The sequence below is a fragment of the Kitasatospora atroaurantiaca genome (assembly GCF_007828955.1).
GTDB classification, from domain to species: Bacteria; Actinomycetota; Actinomycetes; order Streptomycetales; family Streptomycetaceae; genus Kitasatospora; species Kitasatospora atroaurantiaca.
Window position 1 is genome coordinate 7,405,413 of record NZ_VIVR01000001.1, and the last position, 26,862, is coordinate 7,432,274.

18 protein-coding genes and 5 pseudogenes are annotated in these 26,862 nt (G+C 70.0%); 11 read left to right on the plus strand and 12 right to left on the minus strand.

What is annotated here, in order from left to right:
• Positions 1-267: 267 nt before the first annotated feature.
• The 3 genes and pseudogenes from FB465_RS37265 to FB465_RS33195 form a co-directional block, all read left to right on the plus strand.
• Positions 268-582, plus strand: a pseudogene (locus FB465_RS37265) (LacI family DNA-binding transcriptional regulator); the annotation flags it as partial.
• 155 nt (positions 583-737) lie between these two features.
• Entirely contained in the window at positions 738-1,100 is a 363-nt protein-coding gene (locus FB465_RS33190) for a DUF1304 domain-containing protein (RefSeq protein ID WP_145796551.1), read from the plus strand.
• 215 nt (positions 1,101-1,315) lie between these two features.
• A complete protein-coding gene (locus FB465_RS33195; RefSeq protein ID WP_145796553.1) occupies positions 1,316-2,668 on the plus strand; it encodes an extracellular catalytic domain type 1 short-chain-length polyhydroxyalkanoate depolymerase in 1,353 nt (450 codons plus the stop codon).
• 44 nt (positions 2,669-2,712) lie between these two features.
• Here the strand turns inward: FB465_RS33195 and FB465_RS33200 are convergent, their stop codons facing one another.
• The 7 genes and pseudogenes from FB465_RS33200 to FB465_RS33225 form a co-directional block, all read right to left on the minus strand.
• Positions 2,713-3,333 (minus strand): endo-1,4-beta-xylanase, encoded by a 621-nt coding sequence (locus tag FB465_RS33200; RefSeq protein WP_211785915.1) that lies wholly within the window; start codon positions 3,331-3,333, stop codon positions 2,713-2,715.
• A pseudogene (locus tag FB465_RS38030) lies at positions 3,291-3,548 on the minus strand (endo-1,4-beta-xylanase); the annotation flags it as partial. The gene FB465_RS33200 and the pseudogene FB465_RS38030, both read right to left, overlap by 43 nt.
• 227 nt (positions 3,549-3,775) lie before the next feature.
• The gene (locus FB465_RS33205) at positions 3,776-6,253 is read right to left on the minus strand and encodes a glycoside hydrolase family 9 protein (RefSeq protein ID WP_145796555.1); all 2,478 of its coding nucleotides are present in this window, start codon (positions 6,251-6,253) and stop codon (positions 3,776-3,778) included.
• Between the two features lie 357 nt (positions 6,254-6,610).
• Positions 6,611-8,026, minus strand: coding sequence for a non-reducing end alpha-L-arabinofuranosidase family hydrolase (locus tag FB465_RS33210; RefSeq protein WP_145796557.1), 1,416 nt, complete (start codon positions 8,024-8,026; stop codon positions 6,611-6,613).
• A gap of 112 nt (positions 8,027-8,138) precedes the next feature.
• A pseudogene (locus tag FB465_RS33215) lies at positions 8,139-9,608 on the minus strand (glycoside hydrolase family 10 protein); the annotation flags it as partial.
• 144 nt (positions 9,609-9,752) lie between these two features.
• Positions 9,753-10,727, minus strand: coding sequence for a glycoside hydrolase family 11 protein (locus FB465_RS33220; protein WP_246193028.1), 975 nt, complete (start codon positions 10,725-10,727; stop codon positions 9,753-9,755).
• 396 nt (positions 10,728-11,123) lie between these two features.
• A complete protein-coding gene (locus FB465_RS33225; RefSeq protein ID WP_145796560.1) occupies positions 11,124-12,356 on the minus strand; it encodes an FAD-binding protein in 1,233 nt (410 codons plus the stop codon).
• Positions 12,357-12,662: 306 nt separating this feature from the next.
• Between FB465_RS33225 and FB465_RS33230 the strand changes: the two genes are divergently transcribed.
• From FB465_RS33230 to FB465_RS33245, 4 genes are all read left to right on the plus strand, one after another.
• Complete coding sequence (locus FB465_RS33230) at positions 12,663-13,913, plus strand: ABC transporter substrate-binding protein (protein ID WP_425461271.1); 1,251 nt, start codon at positions 12,663-12,665, stop codon at positions 13,911-13,913.
• A gap of 131 nt (positions 13,914-14,044) precedes the next feature.
• Positions 14,045-14,860, plus strand: a complete 816-nt coding sequence (locus FB465_RS33235; protein WP_246193377.1) for a carbohydrate ABC transporter permease — start codon at positions 14,045-14,047, stop codon at positions 14,858-14,860.
• Positions 14,860-15,678: a carbohydrate ABC transporter permease gene (locus FB465_RS33240; protein ID WP_145796564.1), complete on the plus strand. Its 819-nt coding sequence runs from the start codon at positions 14,860-14,862 to the stop codon at positions 15,676-15,678. Before FB465_RS33235 ends, FB465_RS33240 begins: the two co-directional genes overlap by 1 nt.
• Positions 15,675-18,047 carry a beta-xylosidase/alpha-l-arabinosidase gene (locus FB465_RS33245; protein WP_425461230.1) on the plus strand — a complete coding sequence of 791 codons (2,373 nt, stop codon included), beginning with the start codon at positions 15,675-15,677 and terminating at the stop codon, positions 18,045-18,047. Before FB465_RS33240 ends, FB465_RS33245 begins: the two co-directional genes overlap by 4 nt.
• A 571-nt stretch (positions 18,048-18,618) precedes the next feature.
• On the opposite strand, the gene FB465_RS37270 is transcribed toward FB465_RS33245, so the two are convergent.
• The 3 genes from FB465_RS37270 to FB465_RS33260 all read right to left on the minus strand — a co-directional run bounded on the left by FB465_RS37270 (position 18,619) and on the right by FB465_RS33260 (position 20,591).
• Positions 18,619-18,810, minus strand: coding sequence for a zinc-binding dehydrogenase (locus tag FB465_RS37270; protein ID WP_246193029.1), 192 nt, complete (start codon positions 18,808-18,810; stop codon positions 18,619-18,621).
• Between the two features lie 138 nt (positions 18,811-18,948).
• Positions 18,949-19,953: a LacI family DNA-binding transcriptional regulator gene (locus FB465_RS33255; protein WP_246193030.1), complete on the minus strand. Its 1,005-nt coding sequence runs from the start codon at positions 19,951-19,953 to the stop codon at positions 18,949-18,951.
• 245 nt (positions 19,954-20,198) lie between these two features.
• Positions 20,199-20,591, minus strand: coding sequence for a hypothetical protein (locus FB465_RS33260; RefSeq protein WP_145796569.1), 393 nt, complete (start codon positions 20,589-20,591; stop codon positions 20,199-20,201).
• A 61-nt stretch (positions 20,592-20,652) separates the two neighbouring features.
• On the opposite strand from FB465_RS33260, the gene FB465_RS33265 reads away from it, so the two are divergent.
• Positions 20,653-20,922, plus strand: coding sequence for a hypothetical protein (locus tag FB465_RS33265; RefSeq protein ID WP_145796571.1), 270 nt, complete (start codon positions 20,653-20,655; stop codon positions 20,920-20,922).
• Between the two features lie 357 nt (positions 20,923-21,279).
• On the plus strand, positions 21,280-21,936 hold the full coding sequence (locus tag FB465_RS33270; RefSeq protein WP_145796572.1) for a dihydrofolate reductase family protein: 657 nt from the start codon (positions 21,280-21,282) through the stop codon (positions 21,934-21,936).
• A gap of 194 nt (positions 21,937-22,130) precedes the next feature.
• On the opposite strand, the pseudogene FB465_RS33275 reads toward FB465_RS33270, so the two are convergent.
• Positions 22,131-23,386 (minus strand): annotated as a pseudogene (locus FB465_RS33275) (hypothetical protein); the annotation flags it as partial.
• On the opposite strand from FB465_RS33275, the pseudogene FB465_RS33280 reads away from it, so the two are divergent.
• Positions 23,378-23,551: pseudogene (locus FB465_RS33280) on the plus strand (flavodoxin family protein); the annotation flags it as partial. The pseudogenes FB465_RS33275 and FB465_RS33280 overlap by 9 nt on opposite strands.
• Positions 23,552-23,884: 333 nt before the next feature.
• On the opposite strand, the gene FB465_RS33285 reads toward FB465_RS33280, so the two are convergent.
• Positions 23,885-24,790, minus strand: a complete 906-nt coding sequence (locus tag FB465_RS33285; protein WP_170290749.1) for an arginase family protein — start codon at positions 24,788-24,790, stop codon at positions 23,885-23,887.
• A gap of 447 nt (positions 24,791-25,237) precedes the next feature.
• On the opposite strand from FB465_RS33285, the gene FB465_RS33290 reads away from it, so the two are divergent.
• A complete protein-coding gene (locus FB465_RS33290; RefSeq protein ID WP_145796574.1) occupies positions 25,238-26,782 on the plus strand; it encodes an FMN-binding glutamate synthase family protein in 1,545 nt (514 codons plus the stop codon).
• Positions 26,783-26,862: the final 80 nt, after the last annotated feature.

Consider the following 26,862-nt stretch of genomic DNA (forward strand, 5'->3'; position numbering starts at 1 on the left):
CTGTGGTCAGGGCGTTTCTGCCCGGGGTGGTGCCGGAGTTCCGCATGGCCGAATGTCTCCTCGTCCAGGGTGGTTCGTGGATGTGCCGCGTTGGGCGGCCGGCTGTGGTCCGGAGCGGGGTGAGAATGTGGGAGCGCTCCCACGCTGTGGGAGGATTGCTGCGTCGTACGGGGGAGTGTCAAGGGTGCGAGTCGGCTCCGTTACCGGAACGTGTCCGACATCCCTCGGAGCGGCCGTCGCAGCCCACTACCCTCCGGGAGACCGATCATGAGTCGAGCCGGACAGCAGCCGCCCGTCCTCCGACCGACCCTGGAGGCGGTGGCCGCGCGGGCCGGGGTGGGCCTGGGCACAGTGTCCCGGGTGGTCAACGGCTCGCCGAACGTGAGCGCCAAGGCCAGGGCGGCCGTCGAGCAGGCCATCGCCGAGCTGGGCTACGTCCCCAACCAGGCGGCCCGGTCCCTGGTCACCTCGCGGACGGACTCGGTCGCCCTGGTCATCCCCGAGAGCGTCGCAAGGCTGCGCTCCGAGCCGTACTTCTCCGACATCATCACCGGTGTCTCCAGCGAACTCGCCGAGACCGAGATCGGCGGAGCGCGGCAGCGGACGGCAGTGGGATCTGACGACCCGTGGGCGTGCTCTGCCTTCGGGTCACCCGTCAGTTGCCGCTGCGGCGGCAGAGGTTGCCGCTCGCCGGAGAGGAATTTCGGCCGGACCGTCCGTTGCGTAGTATTTCCGCGATGTCCACTGCGGCCGTGATCGCGGTCGTCGCCCTCGCCCTCCTGCACGTCTACATCCTGGTCCTGGAGATGTTCCTGTGGTCCACGCCGCGGGCACGGGCCTCCTTCGGCACGACGGGGGAGTTCGCGGTCTCGACCAAGGCGATGGCCGCCAACCAGGGCCTGTACAACGGCTTCCTGGCGGCCGGCCTCTTCTGGGGCGCCCTCGCCGGCGACCCGGTCGGATTCCAGGTGCGGCTCTTCTTCGTCTCCTGCGTCGCCGTCGCCGGCCTGTACGGCGCCGTGAGCTCGTCCCGCAAGATCCTCTTCGTGCAGACCGTGCCCGCCCTCATCGTGCTCGCCCTGGTGCTCCTGGCCCACTGAGCGGCGGTCCGGGATGAAACTTTCACCGCGTACGGCGGGACCGGCGGCCTGACCGGAGACGAATCCGCAGGTGGGTGCAGTGGGTGCGGAACCCGCTGGACCCCCTGCGGCGGGGGCGTTGACGGCTGAGATTGATCGACACGAGGATCGGCATGTTTCGGTGGAATCACCGGAATATTTCGGAAAGCTCGTGCAATCCCGGACGGAGAGATACCGTGTTTCGATCCCGCTCCCTCATATCCCGCCTCCTGGGCCTGGCCGCCGCGGTCGGCCTCGCGGCCGGCCTGAGCCTGCAGGCCGCCCCCCGGGCCGCCGCCGCCTCACTGACGCAGATCACGAACTTCGGCACCAATCCGACCGGTCTGGTCATGAACCTGTACGTGCCGAACAGCGTCAAGGCCAACCCCCCGATCCTGCTGGCCCTGCACGGCTGCCAGGGGTCGGGGCCCTACCTGTACTCGAGCACCGACTTCGCGTCGCTGGCCGACCGGTACGGGTTCCTCGTCATCTATCCCTCGACGAACCCCAACGGAAGCTGCTGGGACGTCTCCTCCGGCCAGGCGTTGACCCGCAACGGCGGCAGTGACCCGGTCGGGCTCATGTCGATGATCACCTACACGGAGCAGCACTACGGCGGCAACGCCAACGCCGTGTACGTGACCGGGGAGTCGTCGGGCGGGATGATGACGAACGTGATGCTCGCCGACTACCCCGATGTGTTCAAGGCGGGCGCGGCGTTCATGGGAGTGCCCTACCACTGCTTCTACACCGGCTCCGCACGCGGCTGGAATTCCGCCTGCGCCCAGGGCCAGGTCTCCATGACCCCCCAGCAGTGGGGCGGCCTGGTGCGGGGCACGGGCGATCCCGGCTACACCGGTCCGCGGCCGCGAGTGCAGCTGTGGCACGGAACCGCCGACACGATCCTGAGCCACAACAACCTCGGTGAAGAGATCAAGCAGTGGACCGACGTCCTCGGCGTGAGCCAGACCCCGTCGGCCACGGACACACCCGCGGCCAACTGGACCCGCACCCGGTACAACAACAGCGCCGGCACCACCCAGGTCGAGGCGTACAGCATCGCCGGCGCCGGGCACGAACTGCCGGTACAGGGCACTGCGATGGCCGCCTCGGCCATCCACTTCATGGGCCTGGACGCGGGATCCTCCGGCAGCGGTACGACCGGTGCACTGCACGCGGTGGCCGCGGGCAAGTGTCTGACCGATGCGAACAACACGACGCTGGGCACGCAGCAGCAGATCTACGCCTGCAACGGCGGTGCGAACCAGACCTGGACCCACACCTCGTCGAACCAGCTGACCGTGACCGTGGGCGGCAGCACGCTGTGCCTGGACGCCAACGCGCACGGCACCAGCCCCGGCACCAAGGCGATCGTCTGGTCCTGCAACGGCCAGGCCAACCAGCAGTGGCAGCTGAACCCGAACGGCACCGTCACCGGGGTGCAGTCGGGGCTCTGCCTGGACGTGAGCGGTCTGGCCACCGCCGACGGCACCCCGGTCCAGCTGTGGACCTGCAGCGGCGGCACGAACCAGCAGTGGGCACTGGGGTGACACCACCGGCCCGCAGGGGCGCGCCCCTGCGGGCCGGCCGGGGGTCACTTCCTCCCGGAGCCCCGGCCGCCATGGTGCGCGGAGTCCGCGGCCACGGCCAGGTCCTGCCGCAGGGCGAAGTAGGCAGGCTTCGGCCGCATGTTCACGTCGTAGAGCAGGCCGTAGCCCTCGCCGCCGAACGTGCCCGGGATCCAGGAGTCACCGTCGTACACGCCCCAGGCCGTGAACGAGATGCACTGCCGGACGAGCTGACAGCCCTTGAGCATCTCGGAGAACTCGTACGGCTGGGCGAACTCGGCGAGTTGACTGGTGGGGACCTGGTCCGTCGCGTTGTTCACGGAGGTGCGCACGTCCGCCTCGGTGACGGCGACCCTCAGCCCCAGGTCGCCGTAGCCCTGCAGGTCGGCCTGGAAGCGCTGGGCGTCGAAGCCGTACTGGGTGTCGAGGTGCCCCTGCTCGCCGATGCCGTCGATGGGTACCCCCTGCGCGCGCAGCTTCTCGACGTAGTCGTGGACCGCCGTGTACTTCGCGTTGGTGCCGTCCTGGCCGGCGATGTTGTAGTCGTGTGGCCGCGGACCGCCTGTCCGTGCTGCTGGGAGAACCGCACCAACTGGTCCGCGGGCGCCCAGTCGTAGCTGCCCCGGCTGGGCTCCGCCGCCTCCCACTTCATGGCGTTCTCCGGGGTGATGACGGAGAACTGGTCGGCGGCGATCTCGGTGTACGCCTGATCGGTCCCCAGCCGGGCCATGTCGACGGCGGTACCGATGCGCAGGTTCTGCTGCGAGCCCAGGGTACGCAGGGAGTCGCTCGGCACCGGCCGGACACCGTCTCCGGCGGCCGTCGCGACCGCGGACGGAACGAGCATGAGGACGGCGGCCATACCGGCGGCGGCCGCGAGCTGACGGCGCAGCTTCACAGCGAACTCCTGGGGGTCATGGGAAGACGGGATGCTCGAAAGTTTCGAAATATTTATCGAACTATCTGAAGCTAGCCCCGGGAATCTGCCGTAGCCAATGGTGCTGCAGGCATCGGGAGTTGAAGCCGGTCGGCCGGCCGCGCTGCCCGCCGCACCGTGACGGTGCGGCGGGCAGCGGATCGGGGTGGTGATCAGGCGCAGTCGGCGCCGTTCAAGGTGAACCGGGCCGGCACCGGGTTGGTGCCGGAGTGCGTCGCCTGGAACCCGAGGCTCGCACTCGCCCCGGGGGCCAGGGTGCCGTTCCAGCCGGCGTCGCGCGCGGTCACGGCGGCGCCGGACTGGGCCACCGTCGCGTTCCAGGCGTTGGAGATCCGCTGGTCACCGGAGAAGCTCCAGCCGAGCGTCCAGCCGGAGACGGTGGAGGTGCCGGTGTTCTTCACGGTCACCGTCGCGGTGAATCCGTTGCTCCACGCGTTGTCGACCTTGTACGCCACCGAGCAGGACGCCGGTGGCGGCACCGTGTCGTCGTCCGCTTCGGTCGCCGTGAAGGTCGCCGCCTGAACGCCCGGGCCGCCGACTGTGAACACCGCGCTGCCCGCCGCGGTGTCGGCGTCCTGCGCCGCCGACAGTGAAATCTGCTGTGCCGTGGCCCAGTTGGCCGGGGTGAAGAGCAGCGAGGGGGTGGTCGCCGACAGGTCGGTGTCGCCCGAGGTGCGGGTGACCGTCACCGTGACGTTCTGGACGGGGGCGGCCGAGAGCCGCACCGCCACCGTCGCGGAGCCGCCCTCGGGGACGGTTATCGCCGCCGGTGTCACCTGCACTGCGGGCGTCGAGGGCGCGGTCCGCCGCTCGGCGGCGAACGCGGCCAGCCAGGCCAGCGAGGCGTTCCAGTTGATCGCCACCTCGTTGGTCGAGTACGAGCCGATGTCGTCGACATAGCAGGCCGCCGGTGCGCAGCCAGCCAGTTGGGCCTTCGCCACCGGGTCCTCCAGGCCGGCATCCGGGCCGCCCGCGAACGAGCCGGCGGGCGGGTGCGGCAGCGAGGCGTCGTTCTGGTGCGCCCAGAAACGGTGGTGCTCGTTCTCGGAGGCGCGCTCGCCGTAGCCGGACACGTACGAGCGGTCCAGGGCGTTTCGGCCCAGCAGGTAGTCCATCGTCTCCAGCGCGCCGGTCCGGTAGCGCTGGGCGCCGGTCAGCTCGTAGGCGACGCCCAGCACCATCGCGTTGTTGGCCACCGCACTGTTGGAGCCCCACACGTAGCCGTCGGCGGCGATCGGCACCGCGTAGCCCTGGCCGGCGATGGTGGACAGGTAGGCGTCGGCGGCCGAGGTCAGCAGGCCGCGCAGCCGCGTCACGTCGTCGGCCGGCAGGGCCACGCCGGGCACGGTGGCCAGGGTGATGCGGCCGAGCGTCGCGGTGCCGCCCCACCAGAACGCGTCGACCGGCTTGGTGTGGTGCGGCGAGGAGATGACCGCGTCCCGGTACTGCGACTCGCGGGTGGTGGCGAGGAGTTCGGCCGCCGCCCAGTAGAACTCGTCGGAGACCTCGGCGTCCTCGTACGCGCCGCCGCCGGTGTTGTCGGTAGCCGGGGCGAGGAGGTTCGGGTTGGCCTTGGCCGCAGCCCAGGCGCGGCGGGCCGCGTCCAGGCAGCGGGCGGCGAACGCGGCGTCGTACGGCGCGTACACGCGGGCGCACTGGGCGGCGGTGGCGGCCAGGTTGAGCGTGGCGGCGGTCGAGGGCTTGTGCAACTCGCGCTGCTGGTCGTCGAGTTCGGGGCGGGTCGGCAGAGCGGTCCACTGGGCGTCGTGCATCTTGTGGAAGGCCATCCCGGCGAGCGGCTTGTCCGCCGGGACCTGCATGCGCAGCATGAACTCCAGCTCCCAGCGGGCCTCGTCCAGCACGTCCGGCACCCCGTTGCCGCGCTCGGGCACCTTCAGCGTCGAGTCGCCGAGCGCCGCATCGCCGCCCGAGCGGCGGGCCCGCTCGAAGGAGTTGACCAGCTCCCAGGTCGCGATGCCGCCGTTGACCACGTACTTGCCCTGGTCGCCGGCGTCGTACCAGCCGCCGCGTACGTCGAGCCGGTAGTCGCACGCCCCGGCCTGGCAGGGCACACTGGTGTCGCCCTTGTTCGGGGCCACCCCGAGGTGGCCGGCGGGGCGGGCGTACGCGCTGCCGGCCAGGGCCGCGTCGATCGCGATGCCGCTGCGCTGCTGGTAGAAGAACGACATGCTGTCCGCGCGCAGCCCGTCGTAGAGCGCGGCCGAGATGTCGAACGGGTGGGTCGCCCGGCCGTCCACGACCAGGGTGAAGCCGGAGCCGGTGCCCCTGTACGCGCTGAAGTCGACCAGGTGCGTCGATTGGCCGGATGCCTGGTCGGCGCCGTGCACGGTGGTGGTGCCGGCGGCGACCTGCGCGCCGGAGGCGTCGCGCAGCTGCCAGGTGAGCGGAGCGCTCGCGGAGCTGACCACGGTGGCCCGCTTGGGGCCGTCGGGGAGGTAGCCCAGCTGGTTCACCCGGACGGGGAAGTCGGCGGCTGTGGTGGCCGTGGCAGCGGTGGCGGTGGCCGGGGCGAACGCTGTGGCGGTCAGCCCGCCGGCGGCCAGGGCCAGGCCGGTCAGCACGGCGGCGGCGCGCCGGGGCAGCCCGCGGCCGGAGAGGACGGGAGGCATGGGTGGGAGCCTTCCTTCGTGGGGGAGGGGATGATGGGAGCCCCAAAGGCAAATGGGAGCGCTCCCACAGTTCCAATGAAGCCAGCCGTACAACCGGTGCGTCAAGATGCGGTAAACGAGTAGCAGGTGACGCAGCCTCAGGCGTGAGTGGTTCCGGGGTCACGGTTCCACCGGCCCCGGCAGGACGGCCAGCTCGGGTGCGATCGGGACGCGAGTGACGGGGTGGGCGGTGCCGCCGAGTTTGGCACCAGGAGTTCCAGGGCGCGTCTTCGAGGGGTCGGTCAGCCGGTCCACAAGCGCGTGGAACCCAGCTGACGGACGGCTGGGGTTCCACGCGATCACGGTGGAGCGGATGGGTCAGTGCTGCAGGGTGAGAACACCCGGCCGCCACGGCAGTTGGTCGTAGGGGCCGCTGGCGGTGGGGGACTTGCCCTGGTAGAGGAACTGGAGGTTGCAGGGGTCGATGGTCATGGTCTGGTCGGGGTTGTTGCGGACCAGGTCGCCGTGGCTGATGTCGTTGGTCCAGGTGGCACCGCTGTTGGCCTTGCCCGCGAACGGGCTGCTCTCGCTGCCGGCCTGCGCGGTCCACGAACCGCTCAGGCTGAGGGCGGTGAACGAGCGGAAGTAGCGTCCGCCGGAGCCCTGCGCCTCAACGATCATGAGGTACTGGTTCTGGCCCTTGACCTTGTAGACCTGCGGCGCCTCGAACAGGTTGTTCGCCGTGTCGCTCATGACCGTCGTGTAGGAGGAGCCGAAGCTGCCGGGGAAGTTCCCGATCGGCATGCTGGCCCGGTAGATGCTGCCGTTGTCGCCGGCGAAGAACAGGTACATGTTCTGGCCGTCGGCGATCAGGGTCTGGTCGATGGGGCCGGTGCCGGAGTTCGGGATGCTGCCGGTGAACAGCGGCTGCGGCGCGGACCAGCCGTTGGGGTTGGTCGGGTCGCTCGACGTGCGGTAGATGAACGGCCAGGCACCCCACTGGTACGCCAGCACCCAGATGTTCTTGGGCGCGAAGTAGAACAGCGTGGGCGCCACCGCGGCCTGGCTCATCCCGCTCTGCCCGGCCGACGCCATGTCCGACCAGTTCGTGAACGGGCTGAACATCATCGAGCCGTACGACGATCCCGACACGTTCGACGCGTAGACCAGGTGCTTGCCGTTGTACACCACGTCGGTGAAGTCCTTCACCGACGCCCACCCGTTCGCCGGCTGCGCCAACGAACCCGTCGAGGACCACCGGTACGCAGAGGGGAGCGCGCACGTGCCGCCGCCACCGGACAGTCCGGTCCACTGCTGATTGCTGTGGCCGTTGCACGTCCAGAGCTCCACCGCCGTGCCGTTCGCCGTGGCGGCGCCCGTGACGTCCAGGCACAGTCCGGACTCGACTCCGACGATCGTGCCGTCGGAGTTCACCCGCCACTGCTGGTTCGCCCCGCCGCTGCAGGTCCAGATCTGTACCCGGGTGCCGGCTGTGGTGGCGTGGTTCGGAACGTCCAGGCACTTGTTGCCGTACACGGTCAGCTGGTTGGCGGACGTCAGCGTCCACTGCTGGTTGGTCCCGTTCGAGCAGTCGTAGATCTGCAGGGACGCGCCGTCGGTCTGGCTGGCGTTCTGCACGTCGAGACAGCGACCGGAACCCGCACCGCGCAAGGCGCCGGTGGTGGCCGCCTGAGCGGGGTTGGCGACGAGCATCGTCGCCAGCGCCGCCACGGCCGCGACGACGGCAATGAGTACTGCGGACAGCCGCCTGCGGCTGGAAGTTCGTCTGCGCATGGGGACCTCTCTCTTAGGAATGGATGGAGCTACTGAACGCAGCTCTGTTAGCGCTAACATTTCTTGGTGGCCCTGAGCGCCGCGCTGCGATGGTGGCCGGCGGCTCAACTCAACGGAAGGTCCAGTGCTGGTTGGCACCGCCGTTCGCGTCCCAGATCTGGACGGGAGTGCCGTTTGCGGTCTGACCGCCGGGGAGCTCGAGCGCTCGGCCGCTTGCGACGTTGGTGAGGGTGTAGGTGCCGTCGCTGTTCTGGGTGGCCTTCCAGTGCTGGTTGGCGCCGCCGTTGGAGTCCCAGACCTGTATCCGTGTCCCGTTGCCCGTCTGGCCGCCCGGTTCGTCGAGGGCCCGGCCGCTGGCGATGTTGGTGAGGGTGTAGGTGCCGTCGCCGTTCCGGTCTGCCCGCCATTGCTGGTTGGTGGCGCCGCTGGCGTCCCACACCTGGAGCGGGGTGCCGTTGCCGTTCTGCCCTGCGGGTTCGTCGAGGACGCGTCCGGCGGCTGTGTCGGTGAGCGTGTAGATGCTGCCGGAGTTGATGCCGCCCTCCGGTGTGCCGCCGCTGGTGCCGCCGAGTGTGGTGAGGACGGCGTTGTAGGCGGGTTTCTTGTTGCCGTTGTTGTCGAACAGCAGCGGGTTCTCGCCGGTGCGCCAGGAGTCGCTGTCGCGGATGCCCCACACGGTGATGCCGGTGCAGCGGGCGACGTTGAGGCAGGCCTTGACGGTGTTGGTGTAGGCGCTGGGGGATGCCTGGGCGATGTCGAGTTCGGTGATCTGGACGTCGACGCCGAGGGCGGCGAAGTTGGACAGGGTGGTCTGGAAGCCGGCCGGCGGGCCGCCGGTGCCGAAGTGGCTCTGGAAGCCGACGCAGTCGATGGGCACGCCGCGGGACTTGAAGTCCTTGACCATGGTGTAGACGCCCTGTGTCTTGGCGTCGGTCCAGTTCTCGATGTTGTAGTCGTTGTAGCAGAGCTTGGCCGAGGAGTCGGTGTTGCGGGCGGTGCGGAAGGCCTCCTCGATGAAGCCGTTGCCCAGGACGTTCTGGAACACCGAGCTGCGGTGTTGGCCGCTGCCGTCGTCGGCGAAGGCCTCGTTGACCACGTCCCAGGCGTAGATCTTGCCCTTGTAGTGGGTCATCTCCTGGGTGATGTGGTTGTTCATCACACCGCGCAGGGTGTTGGCGTCGGTGATGGAGCCGACCCAGTTGGGCAGTTGGGAGTGCCAGACGAGGGTGTGGCCGCGCATGCGCCGGCCGTGTGCGGAGGCGTGGCTGACGATCGAGTCGGCGGCCGCGAAGTTGAACGACCCGCGGGAGGGCTCGATCGCGTCCCACTTCATCTCGTTCTCCGGGGTGATCATGTTGAACTCCCGGTCGAGGATGGTGGAGTACGTCGAGTCCCCGAGCCTGCCCGCGGCCGCTGCCGTACCGAAGTAGCGGCCGCTGTCGGCCGCCGCCGCGCCGAGCGTGGTCGCCCCGGCGGCATGGGCCGCGGGGCTCGCGGTGACGGCCGTGACCGAGCTGACGGCCATGCAGGCGGCGGCCGTGAGGGCCTTGCGGAGAAGGGGCTTCTTGGTGAGCCATGGCATGACGGATCGTTCTCCTCGTGGGTGGGGGATGCCCTTCGCTGTGCTGTCGGATGACGCGCTGCTCACGCCACTGGACGGTTCGACCGATGGGGGATCGGCCTGGCTGTCCGTACCGTCTGTTAGCGCTAACAGTTCAGAGCTGGGTCAACTCGTGCTGCAGGAGACCGTCGGCCAGGTGGTGCTGCCGTTCTTCATGACGGTCATGCCCCAGTTGTTGCCCGAGCCGTTGGGGGTGGCGACGAGGGTCTGGGCGTCGGGGTAGGACGTGTTGACGTTCCAGGTCGAGCCGATCTTCTCCGGGGAGGGGATCTTCACGGTCACCTTCCAGGAGTTCGATCCGGCGACCGAGACGTTCAGGTTGTAGCGGTCGCTCCACGAGGCGCCGGCGGAGAGCGTTGCGGTGCAGCCGCCGCCGGTGCCGCCGCCGGTGGAGGAGCCCAGCGTGATGTTCGAGCTGCCGCTGCTCTGGTAGCCCTCGGTGGCCAGGATCTCGTAGTTCATGGTGCCGAGGTTCATGCCGTACCTGGCCCACGCGTCGAAGTGGTTCCCGACGGTGATGGTGCCGCCGGTCCGCTTGGTCTGGCGGACGCTCCAGTACTGGTTGAAGGTCTTGATGCCCTCGATGGAGGGGGCGTTGTAGCGCGTCGTCTCGTAGATGTCGTAGGTGCCGCCGTCACTGGTGACGGTGCCCTTGTACGTGCCGGTGGGCTTGTAGGAGCCGTAGTTCTCGACGATGTAGTACTCGACGAGCGGGTTGGTGCTCCAGCCGTAGAGCGACAGATAGGCGTTGCCGTTGGTGCTCCACGTGCCCGAGTAGGTCACCGGGTTGCGCGATCCGGTGCTCCAGCCCTTGCCGGCGACGAAGTTGCCGGCATTGGTCCAGGAGGTGCCGTAGTTGCCGCCGCCGTTCAGGGACATCGAGGCCGCACCGCTGCCCTCGGTCCAGAACGAGTAGAAGTACCCGCCGTCGGTACCGGTCTGGTTCGTGGCGATGGTCGCGGCGTCGGTGGTGCCGGGCAAGATCAGGACGGCCGCCAGGGCCGGCGCGAGGACGCGCGCCTTGCCGGCGATCCGCCGGACGCGGCTGGTCCTGCGGCTCTTGGGGTGGGGGGAGTTCACGAGATTGATCCGTCCTGCCGATGGGTGGGGGTGGGTGCAGCCCCGCGCCACCGGTGACCGTGCGGGTGGTCGGCCGGACGGGTGTCGCGCGGCGGTGCACGAATCGACTTGTCATCAACCTCGCTGCGTCCACAGCAGGTTGGCGAATGCGACCCGGATCCAGGGCCGCTCGGACTTGTCGACGGCGCCAGTGTTGGCCCGGTCCCGACAGGCTGTCAACACTTTCGACCGGGTTACCGATAGATTCGCAGGTCATCGAGCTCGCCCCCGCTCAGGAAGGCGCTGGTCAGGTGGCTGACGCCCGATGCAAACCCAAGATCCCGGCTGGCACTTCGTCAAAAGTCTGAAACTTACAACCAGTAACCCGTCGAAAGTTTTGCCGCCGCAGCGGCCGTCTCATCCCTCGGTGCCGGCCAGCGCATCGGTGAAGCGGTTACCGAACTTCCCGGCCGGGTCCAGTGCCCGACGCAGGGCCAGGAAGTCCGGCAACCGTTCGTAGCTGCTCGCGGCCTGCCCCGAGAGCGTCAGCTTCCCCCAGTGGGGACGGCCGCCCAGGGGCAGCAGGGCCCGTTCCACCGTGGCGAGCACCGGGGCGACCGCGGCGAGGTCGGGCTTCCAGGTGAAGTGGAACGCCAGGGATGCGCGGCCGTAGGACGGGCTCAGCCACAGTTCGTCCGCGGCGACCGTGCGCACCTCGGAGATGTGCAGTACGGGTGCCAACTGTGCCCCGAGCGCGCGCAGTTCCGCTACAGCCGCCGAGGCCGCCGCGCGGGGGAGCAGGAACTCGGACTGGAGCTCCGCGCCGCTGCTGGGGGTGAACTCGGGGCGGAAGTGCGGCAGCCGCTCGTACCAGGGGCCCGGAACTCCCAGCTGCGGCGTGCAGTTGACGGTGGGCATGCCCGGTACCGGGTGCTCCGGGCCGTCGGCCGGCCGCGCGCCGGGGACGGCCGCGGTCGGGCCGTCGCCGACCTGCTTGACCCAGACCCGGCCCGTGCCCGACCCCCAGTCGGTGAACATGCTGACGCTGTAGCCGGCGGCATGGATCTCGTCCAGGTGGGCCGGGTAGTCGGCGAGCGCGAGGCCGACATGGACGTACTGCCGTACGTCGAAGGCGGGGACCACGTCCAGGGTGAGCGCGGTGACGATGCCGAGGCCACCCAGGTGCACCACCGCACCCGGGTGGGTGACCGTGCTCAACTCGCCGTCGGCGCCGACGACGTCCAGCGAGCGAACGGCGGCCGAGAGCGACCGGAGGCCGTCGCCCGAGCCGTGCGTGCCGGTCGCGGTGGCGCCGGCGACGGAGATGTGCGGCAGTGAGGCCAGATTCTCCAGCGCCAGGCCCGCCGCCTGGAGGGCGACCGCCAGCTCCGCGTAGCGGGTGGCGGCGGAGACGGTGACCGTTCGGGCGTCCGGAGCGATGTCGATCCGGGTGGGCAGGCCGTCCAGGAGAACCAGGTCGCCCTTGGTGTCGCCGACCGTGCTGAAGGAGTGGCCGCTGCCCAGGGCCCGGACGCGGTCGCTGCGGCGGACCAGCTCCTGCAACTCGTCCACGGCGCGGGGTCGGTGGACGGCTCGCGCGCCGAAGGCGAGGCTGCCCGCCCAGTTGGTCAACGGGCCGGTGGTCGTCATCGGTTCACGCCCGGGGTTTGGGGGAGGCCCTATTCATCATGCCGAGCAACAAATTAGTGTTCCGAGGTCGGCGCGACAAGGGGCGAGTCGACTGGTCGAAAGTTTCGGGAGCGCGGCGGTGGGATGCATCCTTGAGCGCACTGTGGCGGATCACGCTTCCGTAACCCTCGGCGCCAGGGGTTGACCCGCAACATGCCTGCAACCTAGCGTCCGGCCATCAGGGATTTCGACAGTCAGATCGAAACTTTCAGGGGAGTTCTGATGAAGAGACGCTCTTTCGCTGTTGCGCTCGGCTTGACCGTGGCCATGGTGGGGATGACCGCCTGCAGCAGCAGCGGCTCCTCCTCCGCCAGCGGGGACTCCGGCACGATCCACGTGCTGGTCTACGGGGACGCCAGCAACAAGGTCGAGAAGCAGCTGGTCGAGACCTTCAACAAGACCTCGAAGGTCAAGGCCGTCCTGGACACCATTCCCGGCGCGGACTACCAGGCCAAGCTCAACACCATCATCAACACCCCCCAGGCGCCGGACGTCTTCTTCAACTGGGGTGGCGGCAGCATCCAGCCCTACGTGAAGTCCGACCTGCTGCTCCCGCTGGACGACATGATCGCCGCGGACCCGGGGCTGAAGAGCAACTTCCTGCCCTCGGTGTTCAACACCGCGGTGATCGACGGCAAGTCCTACGGCATCCCGATGCGCGGCACCCAGCCCGTACTGCTGTTCGACAACAAGAAGGTGCTGGCCGCCGCCGGCCTGAGCGTCCCGAAGACCTGGGACGACCTGCTGGGCGCCGTCCAGGTGCTCAAGGCCAAGGGCATCACCCCGTTCGCCCTCGGCGGCGGCGACCAGTGGCCGACCCTGATGTGGTACGAGTACGTCTTCGACCGCGTGGCGGGCCCCGAGCTGTTCCGGAAGGCGCTGGCCGGCGACAAGAGCGCCTGGGAGAGCGCGGACGCCAAGAAGGCCCTGGGCATGCTCAAGCAACTGGTCGACGCCGGCGCGTTCGGCTCGAACTTCGACTCCGTCAAGTTCACCGACGGCGGTTCCCCGGCCCTGCTGGCCAAGGGCAAGGCGGCCTTCGAGCTGATGGGCTCCTGGGAGTACGCCACCCAGCAGGACGCCAGTCCCGACTTCGCCAAGAGCGACCTCGGGTACAGCAACTTCCCCGGCATCGCGGGCGGCAAGGGCGACCCGGCCGACGTGGTCGGCAACACCAACAACTTCTACTCGGTGCTCAAGAAGACCAAGCACCCCGATGCGGCGGCCGCCTTCCTGAAGCTCATGTACTCCGACGAGTTCGTGAAGGCGCAACTGGCGATCGGCAACCTGCCGACCACCACCAACACCGAGCAGTTCCTCGGCACCGCGGCCAACCCCGACTACTCGAAGTACCAGTACAACCTGGTCAAGGCCGCCCCGTCGTTCCAGCTGTCCTGGGACCAGGCGTACCCGCCGGCCGCCAACACGCCGATCCACACCGCCGTCCAGCAGTTCTTCAACGGCAAGCTCGACGTGGACGGCTTCATCAAGGCCATGCAGGCCCTGCCCGCCTCCTGAGACGAATCGCCATGAATGCTTCCTCCTTCGTGTCCGAGTACGGCCACCGCCTGCGGGCGGGGGGCCGGACCGGCGTCGGGGTGACCCGCCCGGGCCTTGCCTGGGCAGTGCCCGCGACCGTGTTCTTCCTGATGTTCGCGTTTCTGCCGCTGGTGCTGGTGGCGGTGCTCTCCTTCACCAGCTGGAACGGCGTCGACGCCCCCCGGTTCAACGGCCTCGCCAACTGGACCAAGCTGCTGCACGACCCGGTGATGACGCAGAGCGTCTGGCTGACCCTGGTGCTGACCGTGGCCGGCGTGGTCGTGCAGACCCCGGTGAGCATCCTGCTGGGTGTGTGGGCGGCCGGTCGCCAGCGCAACCGCGCCGTGCTGTCCGCGATCTTCTTCATCCCGCTGCTGCTGTCCGCGACCGCGATCTCGGTGGTCTGGCGCGCCATCCTCGACCCCAACTTCGGCGTGCCCTCCCAGCTGGAGTGGCTGTTCGGTGACGGCAACCTGATGGGCAGTCAGAGCAGCGCCGTCGGGGTGCTGACCTTCGTCGGCCTGTGGCAGTGGACGCCCATGCACGCCCTGCTCTACCAGGGCGGCGCCCGGGCCATCCCGCAGGTGCTCTACCAGGCCGCGTCGATCGACGGCGCGGGCAAGGTGCGGCAGTTCTTCCACATCACCCTGCCGCAGCTGCGCAACACCATGATCACCTCGGTCATCCTGATGCTGGTCGGCGGCCTCACCACCTTCGACACCGTCCTCATCCTCACCCAGGGCGGCCCCGGCACCGACACCACCAACAGTGCCTTCTACATGTACCAACAGGCCTTCAAGAGCTTCGACTTCGGCGCGGGCTCGGCCATCGCCCTGGTCCTCGTGGTGGTCGCCACCCTGATCTCGCTCGCCGTCGTGCGCCTGTCCGGCTACGACAAGATGCGCAGCACCACGGAGGGACTGTGATGCGACGGCGTCCCAACCACCTCGCCGGGCTCGGCTCGCTGGTCTGGCTGGCCCTGGTCGGCTTCCCGCTGTACGTCCTGCTGATCTCGACGTTCCGGACCCGGTCCAACTACTCCTCTCAGGGGCCGCTCACCTTCCCCTCGCAGCTGACCCTGCAGAACTACCTGGACGACTTCTCCAACGGTTTCGGCCAGGACTTCCTGAACACGCTCCTCGTCACCGTGAGCGTGGTCGCGATCGTGCTGCTCGTCGTGCCACCGCTCGCCTACGCGATCGTGCGCGCCCGGGGCAGGACCATCGGCACGGTGTTCCGGATGTTCCTGCTGGGGCTGGCGATTCCGGCGCAGGCCGTGATCGTGCCGATGTTCTACGTCATCAGCAAGGCCGGCCTCTACGACAACCTGCTCGGCGTCATCCTGCCCACCGCGGCGTTCTGCCTGCCGGTGTGCACGCTGGTCCTCACCGGCGCCATGCGCGACATCACCGGCGAGCTCTACGAGGCCATGGCCATGGACGGCGCCACCCCGTGGCGGGTGTTCTGGCAGCTGGTGCTGCCGCTGTCCAAGGGCGGCCTGTCGTCCGTCGTGGTCTTCGCCGCGCTGCAGGCGTGGAACGGCTTCCTGTTCCCGCTGATCCTCACCCAGTCGGAGAGCACCAAGGTCATCACCCTCGGCCTGTACAACTTCCAGACCGAGCACGGCGTCGACGTGCCCGGCCTGCTCAGCGCCGTCGTGCTGTCGATGCTCCCCATCTTCATCGTCTACCTGTTCGCCCGACGTGCCCTGGTCCAGGGCCTCATGGGCGTCGGAGGAAAGTGACCGGCAACATGTACCAGGCCGTCCCGTCCGCTGCCCCGATCGCCCGTTGGCGCGACCGCGCGCTCAGCCCCGAGGAGCGCGCGGACTCGCTGATCGCCGAGATGACGCTGCCGGAGAAGCTGGCCCAGCTCGTCGGCGTCTGGGTCGGCGCCTCCGACGAAGGCGGCGACGTCGCCCCGCACCAGCACGACATGGAGGAGCCGCCCGATCTCGACGAGCTGCTCCCGTCCGGGCTGGGCCAGCTCACCCGGTCCTTCGGCACGGTGCCGGTCGACCCGGCGCTGGGCGCGCTCTCGCTGGCCCGCAGCCAGCAGCGCATCGCCTCCGCCAACCGGTTCGGCATTCCCGCCCTCGCGCACGAGGAGTGCCTGGCCGGCTTCGCCGCCTGGGGCGCCACCGCCTACCCGGTGCCGCTCTCCTGGGGTGCCACCTTCGACCCGGGCCTGATCCGGCGGATGGCCGAGGCCATCGGCCGCGACATGCGCGCGGTCGGCGTCCACCAGGGCCTCGCCCCGGTCCTCGACGTCGTCCGCGACGCCCGCTGGGGGCGGGTGGAGGAGACCATCGGCGAAGACCCCTACCTGGTCGGCACGGTGGCCACCGCTTACGTGCAGGGCCTGGAGTCCGCGGGCATCGTCGCCACGCTCAAGCACTTCGCCGGCTATTCCGCCTCGCGCGCCGGACGCAACCTCGCGCCCGTCGGCATGGGCGGGCGCGAGCGCGCCGACGTGATCCTGCCGCCCTTCGAAATGGCGGTCCGGGAAGCCCGGCCCCGTTCGGTCATGCACGCCTACACCGACACCGACGGCATCCCCTCGGCCGCCGACGAGGCCCTGCTGACCGGGCTGCTGCGCGACACCTGGGGCTTCGAGGGGACGGTGGTGGCCGACTACTTCGGCATCGCCTTCCTCAAGGTGCTGCACGGTGTCGCCGGTGACTGGGCCGAGGCCGCCGCCCTCGCCCTGGCCAGCGGCGTGGACGTGGAGCTGCCGACGGTCAAGACCTTCGGGGAGCCGCTGCTGCGCGCCGTCGAGGACGGGACCGTGCCCGAGGCGCTGGTGGACCGGGCGCTGCGCCGGGTCCTGGCGCAGAAGGCCCAGCTCGGCCTGCTGGACCCGGACTGGGACGCCGTCCCGGCGGCACTCGCCGGCCGCCGCCTCGACGACCCGCGCGAGCTGCGCGGCTCGGTCGACCTGGACCGCCCGGAGAACCGCGCCCTGGCCCGGGAGATCGCCGAGCGGGCCGTGGTGCTGCTGCGCAACGACGGTACCCTGCCGCTGCGCGGCCCCCGCCGGATCGCGCTGATCGGCCCCAACGCCGACACCCCGACCTCGGTGCTGGGCTGCTATGCCTTCCCCGTGCACGTCGGCAGCCAGCACCCCGAGGTACCGGTCGGCATCGAACTGCCCACCCTGCGCCATGCGCTGGCGGCCGAGTTCCCCTACAGCGAGATCCGGACCGCCACCGGGGCGAGCGTCGACGGGCTCGACACGTCCGGCTTCCCCGAGGCCGTCGAGGCGGCCCGGCAGGCCGACGTCGTGATCGTCGCCCTCGGCGACCGGGCCGGCCTGTTCGGGCGCGGTACTAGCGGCGAGGGCTGCGATGTCGAGACCCTCGAACTGCCCGGCGTGCAGCGGCAGTTGCTCGACGCCCTGCTGGACACCGGCAAGCCGGTCGTCCCGGTACTACTGGCCGGCCGGCCCTACGCCCTGGGGCGCGCGGTGACCGAGGCGGCGGCCCTCGTGCAGACCTTCTTCCCCGGCGAGGCCGGGACGGAGGCCGTCGCCGCCGTGCTCAGCGGCCGGACCAACCCCTCGGGCCGGCTGCCCGTCAGCATCCCGGCCCGGCCGGGCGTGCAGCCCTCCACCTACCTCGCCGCCCGCCTGGCCGGACCCAGCGAGGTGTCCAGCACCGACCCCACCCCTGCGTTCGGATTCGGGCACGGCATCGGTTACACGACCTTCGCCTGGACCGACCTGGCGGTGGAGCGGGCCGACGCCACGACCGACGGGGCGGTCGACCTCGCGTTCACCCTGCGCAACACCGGTGACCGCAGCGGCAGCGAGACCGTCCAGCTCTACCTGCACGACCCCGTCGCCAGCGTGGTCCAGCCGGTGCAGCGGCTGATCGGCTACCGGCGGATCACCCTCGACGCGGGCGAGGAGACCCGCGTCCGGGTCAGCGTCCCGGCCGACCTCGCGTCCTTCACCGGGCGCGACGGCCGGCGCATCGTGGAGCCGGGGGAGCTGGAGCTGCGCCTCGCCGCCTCCAGCACCGACCTCCGGCTCACCGCCACCGTCCGGCTGGACGGGCCGGTCCGCGTTCTGGACCACACCCGGCGCCTGCACGCGGACTTCCACTCCGCCTGACGACGCGTAGTCGGGACGGCCGACGGCACCACGGTGGTGACCCGGCCGTGCAACGGCGACGGCCGGACGTGGGTCCTCGGGAAGCACCCGCCCGGCCGGGGCTCGGTCCGGCGCCGCTCCGGAGGCACCCGCCCCGCCCCGTGTGCGTACTGCGGTCCGCAGCCGAGGAGGGGATGCGGCCCAGCCGCCGGCCGTCGTCGCCGTCCAGGGGATGCGCCGTCACCACGGCGTTCACCGTTGAGCCGTCCCGGTGGCGCAAGGCGACCAAACCGGTGAGGTCGGTGCCGCCGCTCCCGGCGAAACCGGGCGGGGGACCGAGGGCGAGGTCGCTCACGGGGCGGCCGATGGTCTCCGCCGCCGCCCGGCCCAGCAACAGCCGGCCCCCTCGCTCCAACCGCTCACCACGCTGTCCGGGTCGACCACGACCACGGCAGTGGGTGCGTCCTGCTCGCCGGCCGTCTCCACGGGCTCTTCCGGGCAGCCGTGCGCCCCGGAACGTGATTCCGGCGCCTGGCTTCAGGCTGGGTCCGGCTCCCGCTGCGTGCGCTCCGTGCGACGAGCGGCCAGGACATCACGGCACGATGACCAGCTTCCCGCGGGTGTGGGCGGTGCGGCTTGCGTCGAAGGCCTCGCCCGTCTGCTCCAGGGGAAAGGTCCGGGCGACCTCCACGGTCAGCGCGCCGCGGTCGGCCGCTGCCGCCGGTTCGGCGAGCTTGGCCCCATGCGGGCGGGCCCAGATCCAGTGGCTGCCGTGCTGCGACACTCCGGGGTCGCCCAGGGAGCCGGGGTTGCAGCCTTGCGCACCGCCACCGGGTGGGCGGGCGCCGTCGCCACGCTGTGCCGGGGGCGGCTCCCCGGCACCCGCATTGCTCCGCACTCGGTCGGGGAGTCCGAGGCTCCGTCAACCCCTTCGCGGCGGGGCGGTGCTGCCGCGCTCGACCAGGGTGGTGGCGAGGTCCACTCGTACAGTCCCGGGCTGCACCCCGCGGGCCAGGTCGATCACCAGACGGGTCGCCACCTCGGCCATCTCGGTCAGTGGCTGACGGACGGTGGTCAGGGGTGGGCCCACCCAGCGGGCCGGCGGGAGGTCGTCGAAGCCCACCACGCTGAGGTCCTCCGGAATGCGCAGCCCCAGCTCGCGGGCGGCCTCGTACAGCCCGAACGCCTGCAGGTCGTTCCCGGCGAACACGGCGGTCGGCCGGTCGGCCAAGCCCAGCAGCTCCATACCGAGCCGCCGTCCGGACTCGTGCTGGAAGTCGCCCTCCTTGACCAGCTCGCTCGCGTACGGGATGCCCGCCATGTCGAGCGCCGCGCGGTAGCCGTCGGCCCTGGCGCGGCTGCACATCATCCGGGCGGGGCCGCCGATCAGGCCGATCCGCCGGTGGCCGAGGTCGAGCAGGTGCCGGGTGGCGGCCAGACCGCCGTCCCAGTTGGTGGTGCCGACAGCGGGTATCCCCCGGCCCGGGTCGCCGGCCGGGTCCAGCACCACGAACGGGATGTTCCGGCTGGTCAGCTGCTCGCCCAGCGCGCGGTCCAGATCGGACAGCACCAGCACCACGCCGGTCGGGCGGCGGGCGAGCACGCCGTCCATCCAGGACTGACCGGGGCTGAGGCGTCCGGCGGATTCGGAGAGCACGATGCTCAACCCCTCCTCGCGCACCGCGTTCTCGACGCCGCGGATCACCTCCATCGCCCACGCGCTCTCCAGCTGGTGGAAGACCAGCTCCAGCAGGGGGCTCACCTGGCGGCCTCCGCGCCGCCGGTAGCCGTGGCGTTGGAGAAGCTCCTCCACCCGCTCGCGGGTGGCGGGAGCGACATCGGCGCGCCCGTTCAGGACTTTCGAAACAGTCGGCGCGGAAACCCCTGCCTCCTGCGCGATCTCGGCGAGTGTCGCCGCTCTGGTCACGAGGTCCTCCTGCAATGCCCCTGCTGGGCGTGGATGGCAGTACGGCAGGGATGCGACCGCACCGTACGGACTGGATGCTAGACCGCCGACGGGCCGGAGCAGATCCCGCCCTGGCTCCCGACGGGGTGGCGAGGGCGGCCCTACGACCCATCGTAGTCGGAATGCTACTCGAAAGATTCGAAGTGAAGGGAGTTCTGCTCGCCCAGCTTCGAGTCATCGGATATTCGATGCTGATTCGATGAATTTCAACGTAACTCACAAGCAGGGATTATGAGTTGACATGAGATCAGAAGACCTGACAGATTTGCCGAATGTTCGGGTCGAAGCGCTTCGACAGTGCCGTTCGGTCGAGGGTGGATCACCTGACCCTGCTGCTGCGCCCGCTGCAGGACGCGCGACCACCGCTCCTGGCCGCCCTGGTCGGGCTCCTTCTCGTTCAGGCGGCGCTGCCGGCTGCCACCGCGCTGGCCACCGCGGCCCTGGTGGCCAGGGTGCAGAGCCGTCCAGGTGCGGACCTGTTCGACGCCGCCCTCGCGCCCCTCGTCGCCTTCGGTTCCGTCCTGTTGCTCGGGCACGTGATCGAGGCGCTGACGGCCCCGCTGGGGCAGCTCGCCGCCCTCCGCATCGACGGGGCGCACCGCGAGGGTCCTGGGGCTCACCACGGCGGGCCCCACGATCGAGGCGCTCGAGACGCCGGAGGTGCAGCAGCTGATCCGCCGCGCCCGCGCCCAACCGGCCAACTGGACCGAGCGCACCCCGGCCGACGGCGCCCTGGGACGCCTGCGCCGCCGCGCCTCGCTCCTCGGCCTGGCCGGCGCCTGTGCGGTGCTGGCGCAGTACGTGTGGTGGGCCGTGCCGGTCCTGCTGGTGCCCGGAGCGGTCAACCAGTACCTGCGCAACCGTCAGGCGAACGGCTTCACGGCGGTGTGGCGCAAGGGCGTCGAGCACGGACTGCGCGCCGCGGCCTGAGAGGAGGCGCTCACCGCCGTCGGCCCCAGCATGGAGGTGCGGGTCTTCGGCTTCGGCGAGTGGATGGTCGAGCGCATCCAGCGGCACCTACGGGCGATGTTCGAGCCCACCTGGGAGGTGTCCCGCTCTGGCTGCCGAACGTCTCACGTCGCCGTTGAAGGATCTGGCACCGGCCGACGCAGCGCTGATGCTGATCGGCCGCAGCTCGAACGCCGGAAGCGGCCTCGGGCCGCGGGGTCACCATGGGTCCTGACATGACCACTAGTGGGTGATGGTGCGTGACGGCATCGGTGCGAAGGGCTTCGATGGGTGGGGTCTGTCGGTTCACATGGGTGCGAGGCAGTAGGAGGGCGCGTCATGTCGCGTGTGAGAGTGCACAACTTCTCGGTATCCCTGGACGGCTTCGCGACCGGTGAAGGGCAGAGTCTCGACGCGCCGTTCGGGCATGCGGGCGGGCGACTGCACGAGTGGTTCTTCCAGACGCGGAGTTTCCATGAGATGCGCGGGGAGAGCGGGGGCGGCGCCGGGGTCGACGACGCGGTGGCGAACACCTGGGCTACAGGCATCGGCGCGGAGATCATGGGGCGGAACAAGTTCGGGCCCCAGCGCGGCCCGTGGGAGAACCATGAGTGGACCGGGTGGTGGGGGCCCAATCCGCCGTTCCACACGCCGGTGTTCGTCCTGACCCACTACCCTCGCCCCTCGGTCGAGATGGAAGGGGGTACCACCTTCCACTTCATCGACGCCACGCCCGAGGAGGCGCTCCGTCAGGCGCGTGAGGCCGCGGGCGGCCTGGACGTGCGGATCGGCGGCGGGCCGAGCACCGTCCGGGAGTTCCTGGCCGCGGACCTGATCGACCATCTGCACATCGTCGTCGTCCCCATGGTCCTGGGCCGGGGCGTGCGGCTGTGGGACGGCCTCGAAGGTGTTGATAAGCGTTTCGGGATCGAGTCCGTGACCACCCCCAGCGGCGTCACGCACATCACCATGCGCCGGGCGGAGTCAGGCGGATGACCGGACGGGTCGGGGAGAGCTCCGGAGGCTGGGCCGGTGGCCGGTGGCCGGCAGGTCCTGCCGTCCAGTCCGCGGCCTCGAGCTGGGAGGGTCGTCCGATACCGGCTGCCGCACCGGGGTGTGCCGGGGAAGGCCTCAGCGCCCTCAAAGGCACCGGGCGTTGCCGCAAGGCCGCCACGCCCGCTCCGCTGCTGTCAGCGCACTGCGGCTGCCGCCACGCCGGCCGACTGCGGTCGGCGGATCGAGCGATGATCGAGACATGCGACCACACCGTGGTGGAATCGCTCTACGGCGTCGACACTGCGGATGAAGCTGGACTCGGCGTTGCCGCGGGTGCTTCCCACGCTCTTGGACAGGGACAGCCGGAAGCCAGTGATCTTGGAAGCATCCTTCGGCAGCAGGTCGCCCGGCTCGGGGCGGAGCCTCTCCAAGGTTCCCCGCGGGCCGAGGCCGGAGCCGTCCGTCAGGGTCTCGATGTGCAGGTCCGCCGGTGCCTCGGCGAGTTGCCGGACCAGGCGCTTGACCCAGCTCAGCGGATATCCCTGCTCTGGAGCCGGGATCGCGATGGAGGTCCGCAGTTTTCAGACGCGGAGGTCGGCGTCGATCGCGATGTTTCCGAGGGTCTCATCAACCCTGATCTCAGCGCTCAGGCGGCCGCTCTCGCACAGATGGTCGGCGAGTGCGGCGCGCCGCGCCTGCGGATCGTCGCCGCGGCGCGCCCGTTGAACGGGCAGGACCTTCGTACCCAGTTCGCCTCCGAGCTGGAGGCAGACCTGCCGAATCAGCCGCTCCCAGCTCTCGATGACCTGGGTGGCGCGCGCGTCCCCCTGGCAAAGGGTCTCGTCCTCGATGCCGTTTCGCACCGGGACCCAGGCTGGCCCCATGTTCTGGAAGCCGTGGCAGCCGGAGTTCTCGTGCTGGAGGTAATGCAGGAGTTCCTGCAGCAACCAGGCGTGGGCCGGGTTGCCGACGCCCTCGTGACGGATCAGCACATCCGCCTGGTAGGAGACTTCGGCCCACGACAGGTGCCAGAGCGTCACTTTGTGCTTTCGGCGCCCATCGATCTTGACCGGGACGAGCGGGCTGCCCTCCAGGGCCACGTCGTTGGACAGCGTGATCACCGCCTCGTATCCACGTCGGGCCGCGATGTCCATGTAATCCTGGACCTGTTCGGCCTTCAGTGGATTGCCGTTGGTCTTGCTCTCCACCAGGCCGTCCACAGCCACCCGGCACGTTCGATCCGAACGACCCCGTCGGGCCGCTCAGGGGACTCGCCGTGGGGGAGCGAGACGTCGGTGAACGTCTCCATCCGCCCGGCCGGTGCTCCGAACGGGGCGGTCAGCCTGCGGCCGAATTCCGGCACCTGCGCCATGACCGGCAGCAGCACGGAGGTCGCCCGAACCTCGCGCTCCCGGTCGCTCTTGAGTGTTGTGGCAGGAAATCGGGCGGCCCGGAGAACGACCTCACCAACCGCAACACCACCTTCATGACTTGGAACCAGCTCCACCTGGCGAGGATGCTCAAGGACGCCGGCGGCATCCCCGCCCACGGCAACCAGCGTTCCGAATGGGACGCCGGCTGCCGCTTCGACTTCGAGAACCCCGAACACCGCTGAGGACACAAACGGCCTGAGCCGACGGGTGCGCTGAAGCGACGCCCGCTGAGGCGCCTGGTGAAGGTGACCCATCGAGGCCGGCTACGGCGGGCCGGCCGCCGTCCTCCCGGGCGAGGAGCCGGTAAAGGAGCCGAGGGCGATGCCAGGAACCGGAGGGTGAAGTAGCAGGTGCTGAGGCGGCTGTGCGTTGCCGGACCGACGGTGAAGAGGGCGCTCTGGCAGACGACCTGGTTTGCCCCGGGTGCCGATGTCGAGGGCGCCGACTTGACGGTCAGCCACCCTCCGGAGGGGCGGCGAGGGTTCGGAGGAGGTACCCGAGGTCCGGTACGCAGTTCACGGGGTTGCGCGCAGGGCGTGTTGAAGGCTCGCAATGAACCGGTGGAGGACGGCGGGGTGTCCGGCGGCGCGGGAAGGGTTGAGCTCGCAGATCGAGAGTGCTCGGAAGCGCGGGTCCCGGCAGGCGGTGTCCAGCGCCTCGGACACGGCGTCGAGAGTGGGGCCGCTGTTGCGGCCGTCCGTGCTTTCGGCGAGAGGCGCGTCGGTGAAGTCCAGGACGTCGACATCGAGGTGCACGGCCAGGGGACCGGCCGGGAGCGTACTGAGGGCCCGTGCCACCTCGGTTCCCGGCGTGGTGGCGAGATCGATGTGCGAGCCCCATCGCAGGCCCAGTCGACTTGCCTGCTCGCGTTCCCAGGAGGTGGCGGCCTCGGGGTCGATGCCGAGGAGGTGGAGCCGGTCCGGGGTGAGCAGCGGGCGGCGGGCGAAGGCGGCCGCCAGCGGCTCCGCGGCTCCGGGCAGGTCCAGTCCGTGGGCGAGCCCCATCCAGTCGAGGGCGCCATCGCAGGTGCTCTCGGGTGTGTTGAGATCGAAGTGCCGGTCGATGTAGAGCAGGCCGGCGTCCGGGTCGCCTGCCGTGAGAGCTGCCATCACACCCAGTGCGACGGTGCAGTTCCCGCCAATGACCAGGACGTCCGCGTCCTCCTCCAGCGCTCCGGCGACGTGGTCGGCGACCGCCTTGACGGCCTGGACCACTGCCGCGAGGTTCTGGGCCCGCGGGTGCTGCGGGTCTGGGGCCCACACGTGCAGCGGCCCGTCCCCTGCATCCCGTACCCGGCGGCCCGCCGCTCTCAGGCGATCGATCAGGCCCAGCTCGCGCAACACGCGTGGTGCGGCCTCCTGGCCGGGTGCGTAGCTGCCCGCGCTGGTCGGCGCGCCCACCAAAACGAGATCCCGTGGCATCCACTCATCATCGCCGTCCGCCCGGATGGGCGCGAGCGGGGCTGCCCCGCGGGTCGGCAGGGGGAGTCGGCCAGGAACACCGGCCCGGCCTGCACCGTCCGATGCAACGGTCCATCGCCCCATGCGGCGTAGCCGGTCGGCACCCGAGTCCGCCGCGCCGTCGGCAGGGGCATTCGCTTGTCGTCCCCGTCGACGGCTTCCCCATGGCCGGGCAGCCGGCTGCCTGTCGCTGTGCACGGGCGTTCCGCACCATCGCCCCCGTTGGCGCGAAGCCGAACCCTTGACCAGCCCCTGACCGCAGTCCTGTGCGCGTGGCCTCTTAACATCATTTCGGATTCTTCGACGGACGCTGCTGCCTACCCGGCCGGGTGCCCGCCGTCCAACACCCAACAGGACACAACGACTCCGCCGCATCGCGATGGAGCCGTGCATCGAGGAGGAACGTCCATGCAAGCCCGGAAGATCGGCGCGGCCGCCGCAACAGCGGTGGCGCTTCTGGCTGCCCGCGACCTCATGCAGAAGAGGCACGCACTGCTGCGGAACTTCCCGGTGATCGGGCACGCCCGGTACCTGTTGGAGACGATCGGGCCGGAGCTGCGGCAGTACATCGTGACCTCCAACGAGGAGGAGCGCCCGTTCAGTCGTGACCAGCGCACTTGGATCTATGCGTCGGCGAAGGAGGAGAACAACTACTTCGGGTTCGGGACCGAGGTCGACGTCGAGCACGTACAGGGGCACGCCTATCTGAAGCAGCGCACGTTCGCCGGCACTCTGCCCGACGCGCACGATCCGCAGGCTCCGCTGCCCTCGGCCAAGGTGCTGGGCGGGCCGCGCGGGCGCGCCAAGGCGTTCCGGCCGACGAGCGTGGTGAACATCTCGGCGATGAGCTTCGGATCGCTCTCCGGCGCGGCCATCACGGCGCTCAACAAGGGGGCGGCGCTGGCCGGCACGATGCACAACACGGGTGAGGGCGGCCTCTCGCCGTACCACCGGAACGGCGGTGACCTCGTCCTTCAGCTCGGTACGGCGTACTTCGGCTGCCGCAACGAGGACGGCAGTTTCAACCTTGACAGGCTCAAGGACGTCGTCGCCAGTGCTCCGGTCAAGGCGATAGAGATCAAGCTCTCCCAGGGCGCCAAGCCCGGGTTGGGCGGGATGCTGCCGGGCGCGAAGGTGACCTCGGAGATCGCCGGGATTCGGGGCATCCCGGTCGGCAAGGACTGCGCCTCCCCGTCGCGGCACACCGCGTTCAGCGACGTGGACTCGATGCTCGACTTCGTCGAGTTGCTCGCCACCGAGACCGGTCTGCCGGTCGGGGTCAAGAGTGCGGTCGGAGAGATGGGCTTCTGGCAGGAGCTGGCCACGCTGATGGTGCGTGGTGACCGTGGAGTCGACTTCGTGACTGTCGACGGCGGCGAGGGCGGCACCGGGGCAGCGCCGCGGATCTTCGCCGACTCGGTGTCGCTGCCCTTCCGGATGGGCTTCTCCCGGGTCTACGGCACCTTCGCGGAGCTGGGGCTGACCGACGACCTGACCTTCATCGGCTCCGGCAAGCTCGGCTTGCCCGAGAACGCCGCGGTCGCCTTCGCCCTGGGTGCCGACATGATCAACGTGGCCCGTGAGGCGATGCTGTCGATCGGATGCATCCAGGCGCAGAAGTGCCACACCGACAAGTGCCCCACCGGCATCGCAACCCAGAACCCGTGGCTGGCCCGCGGCCTCGACCCGGCCTCGAAGGCCACCCGGGCCGCTGCCTACCTGCGCACCCTGCGCACGGAGCTGATCAAGATCTCGGCGGCCGTCGGCGTCGCCCACCCGGCACTCATCACGGCCAACGACATCGAGATCATGAACGGCGACTACGAGGCCCGCACCCTGGCCGGCGTCTACGGCTACAAGGACGGCTGGGGCGAGCTCGGCCCGCACCTTGCCGATGAGATCACGGCACTTCTGACCACCAAGCCGGCCTCCGTCCGGAAGCCTGCTGTCTGACGCGCCGACAGAGGCGACGGCACCATGACGTGAGGAGTGAGACTCAAGAACGTCGTCGGCCCCGACTGGCCGGGCCGATC